Genomic DNA, 12,141 nt, shown 5'->3' with positions numbered 1-12,141 from the left:
ATCAGTTAAATGCCAAATACATGATGAATCTATCAACTGAAGGAGCATTCCTGTTAGAAGAGTTTTCAGGGGCTTGAAATAGAAAGAGCCCTCTTGGTATGATGCGGAGTGTCAAGTCTAGGCGATTTGACCCCTAATGTAGATACCAAGGAGGACTCCATATGCATTTTACTGAAAATGAAAAATTCAATCAAGTCACCGAAGACACCCTTGTGATTGGGGTGGACATCGCCAAACGCATTCACTATGCCTGCATGGTGGATGATCGCGGTAAACTTCTGAAAAAATCGTTTCCCGTGCGCCAATCGCATGAAGGATTCGAAAGCTTTTATCGTCAAATTCGACAGGCGATGAATGAACACGGAAAAAAAGCAGGTTCTTGTTGGTATTGAGCCAACCGGCCATTACTGGATGAACCACGCCTATTTTCTCAATGGATAAAATCAAATCATTTATATATAGAAGCAGCACACAGAGGGCTTGTTTTTGTGTGCTTATTTATTGTATAGAGATATGTTTCTGTAGTATCTATAAAGAATTCTTATATTTGCCTTTTGACCAGTTATCGTGAAAAAACAACCGATTATCGAAAATCCATTTACAGTATGTTAGATAGTTTTTATATTTAAATTGAGTGAAAGGGATGTGATGAAGTGAAATTTGAAGTGTCAATAGATCCATCTTATAAAGAGCCGAAAATCATCATCCTAACTGACAAAATGACAGATGAGATATCTGATATGATGAAGAGTCTTTCGGAAACCTATATGGATTCATTAGCTGTATTTTCAGATAGAGGTGTTGAAATTGTCGAATGTAAAGATATCATTAGAATCTATTCGGAGAAAAAGAAGGTATTTCTCCAAACTGCAGCTGGTATCTTTGTCGTTCGCTCTCGGGTTTATGAACTGGAAGAGAAACTAGATAGTCAATTTTTCGTTCGTATTTCAAATTCAGAGATCGTTAACATTAAAATGATTTTAAATATGGATATTAGTATGACTGGAACAATTGGCGTGTTATTAAAAGGGAATATCAAAACATATGCTTCTCGACGCTATGTTTCAAAAATTAAGAAACTGTTCGGAATATGAGGTGAAAAACAACGTGAAAAAATTAGTTAGTCGAATGGTTGGTGGTTTTGTCATCGGCGTGATTATCGGACAAATCGTACAAATCATTATTTCGTTCAATTTAGGACAGGGAGAATATATGCCAGTTGTGGATCATTTTCGATCTTTCTTTGTTAGTGAGACGACAGCTGTCATCGTGCAAATATTGTTAACAGGGATTATTGGTGTTACATTCGCTACAAGTTCGCTCGTTTTTAACATAGCTAAGTGGAATTTACTGAAACAGTACAGCGTTCATTTATGCATAACAGCACTAGTATGGATACCAATTGTGATGCTACTTTGGATGCCAAAAACGTCCATAAACACACTGATTTTCTTCCTTAATTTTTTAGGTACGTATGTTATCACATGGGTTGTTCAATACATGATTTCAAAAAATGATATTAAACAAATTAATGCTGCGATTAAATCCAAGCAATTAGAGGGGAAAGGTGATAAATAAATGACCGTTGATATAAAAAATCTAACGAAAAAATATAAAGAGCGCACAGCTGTCGACAATCTTTCACTGTCGATTGAGAAGGGAGAATTTTTTGCACTATTAGGGCAAAATGCTGCCGGGAAAACAACAACGATCAAAATGCTTAGTTGCTTGAGTACACCAACAAGTGGAGATGCACTGATGTTAGAAGATAGTATTGTCCAAAACCCTACGGCAGTTAAACAAAAAATAAATATTTCACCGCAAGAAACTGCGATAGCTCCAAATCTTTCTGTAAAGGAAAATTTAGTTTTTATTGCGAGTATCTACGGTAGTATTAAGCAAGAGGCTGAGCAAAAAGCTGTGGAAATGATGAAAAAGTTTGGACTTTTGGAGCGTGCAAAAAATAAAGCAAAAACATTATCAGGTGGGTTGCAGCGCCGACTAAGTATTGCGATGGCACTCATTTCAAATCCCCAAATCATCTTTTTAGATGAGCCGACACTAGGACTTGATGTTCGTTCTAGACGTGATTTATGGAAGATTTTACTTGAACTAAAGGGGAAAATCACGATTGTATTAACAACACATTATCTAGAAGAAGTAGAAGCACTTGCTGACCGCGTCGGCATTATACATGGTGGTAAATTGCATGCACTTGGAACGATTGATGAGTTAAAAGAAAATACGGGACATTCTTCTTTAGAAGATATCTTCCTTACACTAACTGAAGAGGAGATATAACCTAATGAGATATTTAGCATTTGCTTCACGTAATTGTAAGGAGATTTTTCGAGATCCTCTGACACTCCTTTTTGGGATTTCTCTCCCGATTATTATTATGTGTCTTTTTTCAATCATGCAAAAAAATATGCCTTTTGACCTTTATAGTATAGAAAACTTAACACCGGGCGTGATCGTTTTTAGTTTTTCTTTCATTACATTATTTTCAGGGATGCTGATTGGAAAAGATAAAAGCAGTTCGTTTTTAATGCGAATTTTTGCTTCACCATTGTTTGCGACTGATTATATTATGGGATATGCTCTTCCCCTAATAGCGGTGGCGATTCTCCAAATTGTCATTTGCTTTATTTCAGCATTCTTCTTAGGCTTATCTTTTAATGCGAATGTACTAGGTGCCGGGATTCTCCTCATTATCATTGCAATGCTTTATATTGGATTTGGTCTATTACTTGGCACGTACTTTACGGATAAGCAAGTTGGTGGGATTTTTGCAATTTTCGTCAACGTTACAACATGGTTAAGTGGTACTTGGTTTGAGCTAGACATGATTGGTGGTACATTTAAAACAATCGGTTATGCATTGCCATTTGCTCATGCGGTTGATGCTACACGATTTGCTTTATCTGGTGAGTACGCTGATCTTATCCTACCGTTATTATGGGTAATTGGCTATACGATCATTATCTTCGTAATTTCTGTATGGGGTTTTAAAAAGAAAATGAAAAGCTAAATAAACACGCCTGTTGATTACCCAAAATTAGACAAACTGGTCCTATGAGTCTCTCGTTTCTGATACAGAATTTCTGCGATAGGAGACTGCCACTGAACCGGCAACCCATTACAAAGAAGCAGGCTCTGAAAGCCTGCGAAGGATAGGGACGACTTTAGTACAGCACGCTCTGCCTGCTGGTGCAGCCACTTGAGTAGCACATACGCGGACAGCGTTGCATAAAGCTGCGTATACACGGCATTTTCGGTCGTGCCAAATAGCGTCGGCACATTCAGGTTCTGCTTGATCCAGCGAAAGAACGACTCGATGCCCCAGCGTGCCTTGTACATGGCCGCGATGTCTTCAGCGGAAACGGTCATCAAACTGGTAACCACACGGATCTCATGCCCATCCTCATCTGTGAAAAACACAACACGGTGGCGTTTTTCCGAACGGGACTGTTCGGTTCCGAGCTGGCAGGTAATGTCGCGTGTCACATTAGAGCCTTCTACTCACTGGCGCTGCAGGGATTTCGGGCGGGAAAGCACGACATTGTCCTTCATGCGGATCACAAAGTCCTGTCCGCTTCTGCGAAAGCGGTCCAGCCGTTTGATCGCGAAATAAGCCCGGTCCTCGACCAGCACGAACCGCTTATCAGCCAGCTGTTCGCCAATAGGGCCGTCGTGCTTGAGGTCGGTTGTTTCGACCACTTTGACCGGCATGCCGGTTTCGGGCGAGAAGCAGGCGGTTCGGCAGCTTCATTTTCCACTGCCCAGCGCGGTTAAGCCGCTGAACAATCCGTTCGAACACCGCTTTTATGAAAGAATAATCCAGCTCTTTCAGCTTTTTGGACAGGGAGGAGTGTTCAAGCTGGATAAGACGTGCTGAAGGACCCACATCCGTTGCTTCACGATAACCTGTCCATCCATGAACAGCAGCCATGATCATGTACTCTGTCACAGCCCGGAAATTGACCTTGTTCGTTGATGTCTTCGTCAGTCAGAATGGTTTGAATCAGCTTAAGGAACGTGGTATTCTTAGTCATAAGGGAGGCCTCTTTTCTAAAAATGTTTGTGTGGTAACTTACATTTTATAAGAGTGCATCTCTTTTTGTGGGGTTTTATGCCAAATTATGCCAAATCAACAGGCGTGATATAAATAGTCTCTTTCCGTATCGCTTAATTTAAAAACACATTGCTGATTCATTAGAGTTTTACTTCCCTTTCCAAAATTAATTCTTTCGCGTAAAAGTGATTCTACCTAAATGGTTAAGAATGTTTTTAATCACTTTTACCAACCTTGGCGTTTTCTTAGTGAAGTAATTTGGGCAATATGATGACGTCCATGCCAAGCATACAAACCGAGAGCAGTTTCGAGTGTTGCTAATCCGGATTCAGGGTGATTAAATTCTTTCATAAAGTCTTGTCGCTGTAAGGAATTTAGTAATACTATCCATCTTTCATGCAAAGATTCTAAAAGGCTTATTGAAACTTCTAAAGGCGTTTTTTTGGTGTCTTCTAAATTTGCCCATTTTTCTTGTATATATCCTCTGATTAGTGGCTGCTCTTCTGTAAGTGCCAGTTTGAAACGAACATATCCGTTTAGATGACTATCTGATATATGGTGCACTACCTGCCGAATGGTCCACCCTCCTTCACGATATGGGGTATCTGTCTGTTCTTTTGTTAAGTCCTTTACACTTTTTCTTAACTGGCCAGGAGCTTCCCTGATTTCCTGTATCCATTGCTGGCGTTGCGAATCAGTTATGTTTTCAGGAATAATAAACCTGCCTATTGGGTAACGAAGTTCCTTCATTCAACTTTACCTCCCTATTTCCGCGTTTATTTTCTTTAACAAATCTTGATTATCTAGTCCGTGAATATAGTTTAAATCATTAATTAAAATGAACGGACGCTTGCTGCAGCTTCTGCAATTCCGAAGACATTTATGAATTTTTGTATCCATCTTTGGATCTTGAACCTTTTCAATACTTTCCTGGACAATTCCAGAAAAGCGGACAAGATTTTTAGAACAGAATGAAACTTTCTCAATCACTACCTAAGCAACCCTTCCCTAATTGGTATATTTTATTGAGGAACATGGGCAGTGCCGGTGTTCTGTTTTGTGGAAGGATCTTTAAGTACAATAGTAAGCAAAACACCAAGCAATAACATCGCTGAACTTGACCAAAATGAAATGTGATAACTTCCTGACAGTGTACGGAAATAACCCCCTAAAAAGACCCCTAATGCCGCGAATACTTGATGAAGAAGCCAAGTGAAACCAAGAATGCTACCTAAAGCATTGGCTCCGAAACGTTCACTAATAATACCTGTGACAAGTGGAATAATTGGCATAGATGAAATTCCGTACAGAAGGGCAAATATATACAATTCCGGAATAGTAGTCGAATTAGCTAATAGCGCCATAGCTATAGCCCTAATGAAATAAAGTCCAATCAGCAAGGTTCTTTTCCCATATTTTTTGGACAACTGTCCTGTCATCCACATCGACACTGCACTTGCCGCTGCCGCGATTCCGAGAATCTGTCCGCCTAGAGCAACTCCTCCTCCTAAGTCCACTGCATACTTTGGCAAATGAATCGCAACCATATACAGTGAGTAACCACAGGTAGCAAATGCTAAAGTAGCCAGCCAAAATTCACTGCTGCGCAATGCTTCTGACAATGGAGCACTTTGAGGCGGTGTAAAATTAAATGTAATGTCTCCGTCTGGGTTTTGCCCAATTGATTGAGGGCTATTTTTGACTCCAACTAAAACGAATGGAACAACGATTAGTAACATGATAAGGCCCAGCACAATAAAAGCAATTCGGAAGTCTGTGCTTGCGATTAAGACACCAGCAACAGGCAATAGAAGCAGCTGGCCAATATTCATACCCATTGAACTCCGTGCAAGCATGACTACCCTTTTTTGCACATACCATCGGGAAACTAAAACAGAGTTTGCCATTGAGCCGCAGCCTGCAAAACCAATAGCAGTGAAAACTCCGTAATATAAAAAGAATTGCCAGATCTCTGTAATTGTGGCAGAAAGCAAGAAAGAGATTCCCATTAAAGATGCACTTCCTGCAATCACTGGCTTTGGTCCAAATCGATCAATCAGTTTTCCCATCAACGGCTGAAAGAGCCCCCACATTAGCATATTCAGGGAAACCCCTAAACTAAGAGTTGTTAATCCCCAGCCGTAGACCTGGTTTAACGGTGCAAAAAATTGACCAGCCGTTAAGTTTAACCCAAAGGCACCTGTTAAGGTTAAAAATGCAATAAAAACAATGCGTTTTCCAATAAAAGGATTATTCATTTTCCCTCCTCCTAACTAACCTCTAAATATTTCCTTTAATGGTTAATACGAGCATAAAGGGTGTTTACTAACCTGTCAATATAAAAATTAATGGTTAATTATTCGCTTAACAAAAAGACATTGGCTTTTGTAACCGAATACATTTTCTTACAAATTCATTCGGATTATTTTTTTGACTGTTTGTCTTGAAAGCGCGCTACTTTCGTTCTGTTTCCACAAATCTGCATAGCGCACCATTTACGTCGGCCACTTTCATCTATAAATAATAATACGCATTCTGGATTTGTACACCGTTTAAGCTTATGCATTTTCCTATTAACGATTAGGTTTAGAGCGTCGAAGGCAACGTGGGATAAGATGATGTCTTCCACTTTCCCTATAGGGCGGGGAATAAGTTTATTTTGAATGAGTTTGTAGGCAAAGGGGGCCTGTCCGATTTTGTTTTCTAAAAAAGAGGTATATTCATTGGAGATAGGGTGCTCATCCGCAATAGCTTCAAAATTTTCTCGTAAAAACAACCGAAATTCTTTAACTGCGGATAATACATCTGTTTTTCTCTCTTCAGCTTTTATAATGAGCTCTTCATCAATAACAGGCGTTGTCTTTTGCATTTCTTTTAACCAGTCTATTACATCTTCTTCTACGATCAATAAATCGTGACGCTGCCCACGCCTTACGAGTTCTGTGTTTACTAAATCAAGAGAAAGATAGCCAGATATAAGCGGGAATTTTTTTATTTCCATCATTTTTCTACTTTCTCTTTATTTTCTAACTCTATGCTACCACAATATTAAATTTTGTGCGCACAGGTAAGTTTTTCCTTATCAATACAAGAAAAAATATTATGGCACAAACATTTTATGGATTCTTTTTCATTAACTACTAAAAAATGTATTGACAGGATATGGTTAAACGGTTAAGATTTACATGTACTAACCGGTAATTAAAAATATAAATGGTTAGTGTCGATAATTTATTGAATGGGGAGTATTGAAAATGGAACTAACAGCAGAAAAGTACCACGTGGTAACGGAAGAAGAACTTGAAAGAGTACGCAAGCAACATTCTTGGGTTGCTGATCCAATCATTAAAGCATCCGAAGAAGTTCTAAAAGAACCATTCTTTCAATGGTTGAAAAACGTAAAATCTGTACAAGAATTAAAACCAGTTGTAATCCAGCTGTGGTATCACTCAGCTACTTTTCCAAAAGTAATGGGCTTAATGCTTGGTTTAACCTCTCTTAAAGAAAACCATATGATGCCATTTTACGCCTTACATATTTATGGTGAAGCAGAGCACCATGAAATGCTTATGGAATGGATGCTAAAACAAGGCATTCTAAAAGATCGTTCAGAAATCGAGGAAGTTATCCCAACTGTGGCCACTAATGCATGCGTAAACTTGGTTTACCAAATGGCAATTGAACAAGACCGCTCAAAGTGGTTAGCATGTTTAAATTCAGGCATTGAACGCTGCTCTAATCATTTCTTCATCGAAATGACAGAAAAATTAGACGAGTTAAATGCAAATGATCCTTATTTTACTGTTCATGTAGAAGCAGATGAACATCATTCGATTCTTGGCTTGGATCATCTTGAAGAGGCGAAAGATCCTTTCCGCCAAGAAGTAATTGTGCGTAAGGCTTTAGAGGGTATCTCTCTATGGGGCTTTATGCTAAATTCTTGGATCGGTGTAAATAGAATGCCTGAATTTGATTTAGATGGAACTTTACTAAACCCACAAAAATAAACAACAATTTAAATAGTAGCGAGGCCATTCTACGTGCTTGTTACGGGGGATAACATGTTAACGGTTTGTCAAAATCATATTAAAGAGGGACTGGAATTATTGACGGTTCCTCATGTACAGAAGTGTGCCGAGCCAAGGTCCCATCATCATTCTTTTCCAAAGTGCTTTATCGAGAGGCCGTGCTGTATTAGAAGATTTTACAGCTGGTTTTAGAGGAACAGTGATTTGTGATGGCTATTCTGCCTACGGTCGTTTACCTAATGTCACATTCGCCAACTGCTGGGCGCATGTTCGACGTTATTGGCTGAAAGCCGATAGCAAAAACGGCAAAATCGGTGTGGGTTATTGTGACCAACTCTATCAATTAGAACGTCAATTCAAACACCTTTCACCTGGGAAACGTCGAAAAGCAAGGCAAAAACATTCAAAGCCGATTGTAGAAAAGTTTCTAAAATGGGTAGATGAATCGCCTTTCTTCGGAAAAAATGCACTCGCAAAAGTAGCGGAATACACATTAAATCGAGTACAGGGGTTAAAGGCATTTCTATTGGATGGTCGCATTGAAATGGATAATAATCCAGCGGAAAATGCGATTCGTCCGAATGTGATTGGACGTAAAAACTGGCTTTTCTCTGTGAGTGAAGCTGGCGCGAAAGAGAATGCCATCTGTTTAAGTTTAGCAGAAACAGCAAAAGCGAACGGCATCGATTTCTACAAATATCTTGTGAAGCTATTGATGGAGCTACCGAATTTACCCATTCACCAGTAACCTGAAATTTTACATAACTACATGCCTTTGTCAAAAAACATCCAAGTGACATGTACAAAATAGCCAACTGTCCGAAAAAATTTCAGATAGTTGGCTATTCGTCGTGCGTACCAGAAAGGTGCGCTATTTTTTATATTTCGGGCTTACCTTGCTCTATAGAAAAACTTCTATGGTTATTTATTATGGTAACTAAACTTGATTTCTCAATGTAATAAACTTGGTGAAAAAATTTACTTGTTTTTTATCAAAATAGGTCCATTACTTTTTGTTTTTCTGGTAACATAATTTGTAAACGATAGATAAGAATGGGGGAGATTAAATGAAAAAGTCACGAATCATAGAGGCCCTCGCATCTATGATGATCGGAACAGCCTTGGTGCCGGACGGACTGCCTGTGCCACTGATCAGTGCAGAAGCTGCCTCTGCTTCATTCAAGGATGTGCCGGACAGCTATTACGCGAAAGAAGAAATTGCCGCACTAATGGAGAAGGGTATGATAAACGGATTCACGGACGGCACATTCCGCCCGTCACAGGAAGTCACACGTGCGGAGTTTGCGGCATTTGTTGCACGGAGTTTGAATCTGCCGGAAGCCGACAGCAAATTTAAAGACGTATCCAAATCAATGGCGCTGTATGACGGTGTGAGCCGTGCAAACAAGGCGGGGATCATCAAGGGCTTTTCCAACGGCACATTTAAGCCGAATGTGAAAGTCACTCGTGAGGATATGGCGGTCATGCTGAACCGTGCCATGCAGTTAAAAGGATCGTTCACCAAAACGAAAAAACTTGATTTCAGTGATACGAAAAGTATTAGTGCCTACGCCCAAACATCGGTGCAACGCCTGTATTACTACAACGTTATGGGAGCATACAGCGGTAAGAACTTCTCTGGTCAGACCGTAGGAAATCGTGCGGAAACGGCTGTTTCGATTTACCGGATGCTACAAGTGTTGAATGGGGAAGCATTGCCAGCCCCAACACCGCCGCCAACAACGACAACGCCAATCAACACGCCAATTCCGGAAAACCCGAAATTGGGGGATGAAATTTATGTGAAAGGAATCCACTTCACATATTCGGTTCTTGGTACATGGGACACAGATTACGGAATGGCCTTTTCAAAAGAACGTTTGAAAAAACAAAGCGGATCGGAATTTCAAAAAGGCGTCCGTTATAATTTTCGCAATGTTGCAGCTAAGTACGAAGAAGATTTACTCATTAGTTATCTGATTTGGGAAGATGCACCGTTCAACAAAGAAGAATTTATGAAAATTGTGAATCAAGTTCGCAATACGAAAAAGCCGGTAACAGCGAAAGGATTCTATTTCTATTTAGACCCAAAACCAACAAACACAGGCGACATTATTTTTGAATTGAAATAAGCAGTCTTTTTATTTTTCACAATAGAAATAAGAAATTTTGCTCGGGGTGATGGAAAATGATGACGAAAAATAATCAGACAGAACGGGATCAATTAGAAGTAATTGCGTTGGACCAGCTGGTGCCTCAGGACCATCTTGTTCGGAAACTTGAGGCGGCGATTGATTTCTCCTTCATTTATCCATTGGTTGAAAATTTGTATTCAACACTGGGTCGTCCTAGTGTAGATCCAGTTGTTTTAATAAAAATGACGTTTATTCAGTATGTATTCGGCATTCGTTCCATGCGCCAGACGATTAAGGAGATCGAAACGAACGTGGCGTACCGATGGTTTCTTGGGTTTGGCTTCTACACAGAAGCTCCTCATTTCTCCACCTTCGGAAAAAACTACGAGCGCCGTTTCAAAGACACGGATGTCTTTGAGCAGATTTTCTACCGCATCCTGAAGGAAATTGCGGACCAAGGGTTGCTCAGTGCTGACCATGTCTTTATTGACTCTACACACGTCAAGGCCAGCGCGAATAAGCGCAAATTCGAGAAGAAAATGGTACGCAAGGAGACACGTGCCTATGAAGCCAAGCTACTGGAGGAGCTAAACCAGGACCGGATTGATAATGGTAAGAAGCCATTTCCGACGGAGAAATTCGAAAAGGAAGATATGAAGGAAATCAAGCAGAGTACGACAGACCCTGAAAGTGCTACTACGTGAAGGATGAACGCACGAAACAGTTTGCTTATTCCTTTCATGCAGCGACAGATAAGAAAGGATTCGTGCTGAGTACGATCGTGACGCCTGGAAATGTCCATGACAGCCACATCCTCCAGCCGTTGGTGGAGAAGATTATGGAGAAAATCAAAAAGCCGTTTGCGGTTGCGGCAGATGCTGCTTACAAAACACCGGCGATTGCGAACTTCCTTTTCGAACAAGGCATCCTTCCTGCTCTTCCTTATACACGTCCAAAAACGAAGAAAGGCTTCATAGGAAAAAGCGAGTATGTCTACGATGAATACTACAACTGCTATATCTGTCCGCAAGGAGAGATATTACGCTACACGACAACAACGAAAGAAGGCTATCGCCAATAGAAGTCTAATCCCTTCGTGTGCGCGAGCTGCCCGTTGCTGGGGCAGTGTACGGAAAGCCAGAATCATCAGAAGTTGATTCAGCGACATATTTGGGAGGATCACGTAGAAGAGGCAAACCATCTTCGCCACACTCCAGAAGTAAAAGAAATTTATGCGCGGCGCAAAGAAACGATCGAGCGTGTCTTTGCCGATGCGAAAGAAAAGCATGGTATGCGATGGACAACCCTGAGGGGGCTTAAAAAGTTGTCCATGCAGGCGATGCTAACTTTTGCTGCCATGAATTTGAAGAAGCTAGCCTGCTGGACATGGAAAGGTCCAGCAACAGCATAAAATCAGCCACCCGAAGGGGGCATCAAGAGCAGAAATGCACATTTCCAACTCATTTTACAGCCCAATTCCGCAAAAATCTCATTAAAATTTGAAAAGGAACTTGGAATAAGGCCATTCCAAGTCCCTTTTGTCGACACTCCGAAAGGCAGAAGCGTTATTAAATTAACGTTTCTGCCTTTTTAAATTAATCATCATTTATAGGATCACCAACTTTAGATGCTAACAGCTCTCACTTTATTACAAAAATCGATAAAAGCTCCTCTTAAAATTCAGGATATGGTAAAATAGAACCATATTTAACGTAATATAGAATTTGTCTATTTCTTAGCAATCTAAAACAGCTTTCAAGAAGAATATATTATCATAAATAGTAAGAACAATAGCGCGAGTCTTTGATACTTATAATTAAGAAATCTATTTCAAAATGTTCAAGACCTTTGAATGAAGAGAAATCAAGTCGAGATTTTAAAAGGGACCGTCAATAATTTTGTG

12 protein-coding genes and 4 pseudogenes are annotated in these 12,141 nt (G+C 40.1%); 9 read left to right on the top strand and 7 right to left on the bottom strand.

The window, feature by feature from the left end; translation table 11 throughout:
* Nucleotides 1-161 precede the first annotated feature (161 nt).
* The 5 genes and pseudogenes from BTO30_RS14685 to BTO30_RS14665 all read left to right on the top strand — a co-directional run.
* Nucleotides 162-432, top strand: a pseudogene (locus BTO30_RS14685) (IS110 family transposase); the annotation flags it as partial.
* Between the two features lie 221 nt (nucleotides 433-653).
* Entirely contained in the window at nucleotides 654-1,094 is a 441-nt protein-coding gene (locus BTO30_RS14680) for a LytTR family DNA-binding domain-containing protein (RefSeq protein ID WP_075399459.1), read from the top strand.
* Between the two features lie 13 nt (nucleotides 1,095-1,107).
* Nucleotides 1,108-1,578 (top strand): DUF3021 domain-containing protein, encoded by a 471-nt coding sequence (locus tag BTO30_RS14675; RefSeq protein WP_075399458.1) that lies wholly within the window; start codon nucleotides 1,108-1,110, stop codon nucleotides 1,576-1,578.
* Nucleotides 1,579-2,301 (top strand): ABC transporter ATP-binding protein, encoded by a 723-nt coding sequence (locus BTO30_RS14670; protein WP_075399457.1) that lies wholly within the window; start codon nucleotides 1,579-1,581, stop codon nucleotides 2,299-2,301.
* 4 nt (nucleotides 2,302-2,305) lie between these two features.
* Entirely contained in the window at nucleotides 2,306-3,031 is a 726-nt protein-coding gene (locus BTO30_RS14665; RefSeq protein WP_075399456.1) for an ABC transporter permease, read from the top strand.
* Between the two features lie 17 nt (nucleotides 3,032-3,048).
* Here BTO30_RS14665 and BTO30_RS14660 read toward each other — a convergent pair.
* From BTO30_RS14660 to BTO30_RS14640, 7 genes and pseudogenes are all read right to left on the bottom strand, one after another.
* Nucleotides 3,049-3,720 (bottom strand): annotated as a pseudogene (locus tag BTO30_RS14660) (IS4 family transposase).
* Nucleotides 3,665-3,970, bottom strand: a complete 306-nt coding sequence (locus BTO30_RS18055; protein ID WP_425429471.1) for a hypothetical protein — start codon at nucleotides 3,968-3,970, stop codon at nucleotides 3,665-3,667. The pseudogene BTO30_RS14660 and the gene BTO30_RS18055 overlap by 56 nt, the downstream one beginning before the upstream one ends.
* Nucleotides 3,918-4,055: a hypothetical protein gene (locus tag BTO30_RS18050; protein WP_245796496.1), complete on the bottom strand. Its 138-nt coding sequence runs from the start codon at nucleotides 4,053-4,055 to the stop codon at nucleotides 3,918-3,920. Before BTO30_RS18050 ends, BTO30_RS18055 begins: the two co-directional genes overlap by 53 nt.
* Nucleotides 4,056-4,300: 245 nt before the next feature.
* Nucleotides 4,301-4,825 carry a YfiT family bacillithiol transferase gene (locus BTO30_RS14655; protein WP_075399455.1) on the bottom strand — a complete coding sequence of 175 codons (525 nt, stop codon included), beginning with the start codon at nucleotides 4,823-4,825 and terminating at the stop codon, nucleotides 4,301-4,303.
* Nucleotides 4,826-4,831: 6 nt separating this feature from the next.
* Complete coding sequence (locus tag BTO30_RS18045) at nucleotides 4,832-5,065, bottom strand: DUF1450 domain-containing protein (RefSeq protein ID WP_075399454.1); 234 nt, start codon at nucleotides 5,063-5,065, stop codon at nucleotides 4,832-4,834.
* 32 nt (nucleotides 5,066-5,097) lie between these two features.
* Nucleotides 5,098-6,333, bottom strand: coding sequence for an MFS transporter (locus tag BTO30_RS14645; protein WP_075399453.1), 1,236 nt, complete (start codon nucleotides 6,331-6,333; stop codon nucleotides 5,098-5,100).
* A gap of 164 nt (nucleotides 6,334-6,497) precedes the next feature.
* Nucleotides 6,498-7,079, bottom strand: coding sequence for a CGNR zinc finger domain-containing protein (locus BTO30_RS14640; protein ID WP_075399452.1), 582 nt, complete (start codon nucleotides 7,077-7,079; stop codon nucleotides 6,498-6,500).
* Between the two features lie 250 nt (nucleotides 7,080-7,329).
* Between BTO30_RS14640 and BTO30_RS14635 the strand changes: the two genes are divergently transcribed.
* From BTO30_RS14635 to BTO30_RS14620, 4 genes and pseudogenes are all read left to right on the top strand, one after another.
* Nucleotides 7,330-8,082, top strand: coding sequence for an iron-containing redox enzyme family protein (locus BTO30_RS14635; protein ID WP_075399451.1), 753 nt, complete (start codon nucleotides 7,330-7,332; stop codon nucleotides 8,080-8,082).
* A gap of 112 nt (nucleotides 8,083-8,194) precedes the next feature.
* A pseudogene (gene tnpC / locus BTO30_RS14630) lies at nucleotides 8,195-8,914 on the top strand (IS66 family transposase); the annotation flags it as partial.
* A gap of 256 nt (nucleotides 8,915-9,170) precedes the next feature.
* On the top strand, nucleotides 9,171-10,235 hold the full coding sequence (locus BTO30_RS14625) for an S-layer homology domain-containing protein (protein ID WP_075399450.1): 1,065 nt from the start codon (nucleotides 9,171-9,173) through the stop codon (nucleotides 10,233-10,235).
* A gap of 56 nt (nucleotides 10,236-10,291) precedes the next feature.
* Nucleotides 10,292-11,649: pseudogene (locus tag BTO30_RS14620) on the top strand (IS1182 family transposase).
* Nucleotides 11,650-12,141 lie beyond the last annotated feature (492 nt).

The organism is Domibacillus antri, assembly GCF_001936625.1.
In the GTDB taxonomy this organism is placed as follows: Bacteria; Bacillota; Bacilli; order Bacillales; family Domibacillaceae; genus Domibacillus; species Domibacillus antri.
The sequence above is the reverse complement of the archived record's forward strand: the minus strand, read 5'-3'. Positions and strand labels throughout refer to the sequence as shown.

What these genes read in the sequence shown, in the direction of transcription:
- BTO30_RS14670 (WP_075399457.1), top strand. Translation starts at nt 1,579, where the DNA reads ATGACCGTTGATATAAAAAATCTAACGAAAAAATATAAAGAGCGCACA.
- BTO30_RS14665 (WP_075399456.1), top strand. Translation starts at nt 2,306, where the DNA reads ATGAGATATTTAGCATTTGCTTCACGTAATTGTAAGGAGATTTTTCGA.
- BTO30_RS18050 (WP_245796496.1), bottom strand. Translation starts at nt 4,055, where the DNA reads ATGACTAAGAATACCACGTTCCTTAAGCTGATTCAAACCATTCTGACT.
- BTO30_RS14655 (WP_075399455.1), bottom strand. Translation starts at nt 4,825, where the DNA reads ATGAAGGAACTTCGTTACCCAATAGGCAGGTTTATTATTCCTGAAAAC.
- BTO30_RS14645 (WP_075399453.1), bottom strand. Translation starts at nt 6,333, where the DNA reads ATGAATAATCCTTTTATTGGAAAACGCATTGTTTTTATTGCATTTTTA.
- BTO30_RS14640 (WP_075399452.1), bottom strand. Translation starts at nt 7,079, where the DNA reads ATGATGGAAATAAAAAAATTCCCGCTTATATCTGGCTATCTTTCTCTT.
- BTO30_RS14635 (WP_075399451.1), top strand. Translation starts at nt 7,330, where the DNA reads ATGGAACTAACAGCAGAAAAGTACCACGTGGTAACGGAAGAAGAACTT.
- BTO30_RS14625 (WP_075399450.1), top strand. Translation starts at nt 9,171, where the DNA reads ATGAAAAAGTCACGAATCATAGAGGCCCTCGCATCTATGATGATCGGA.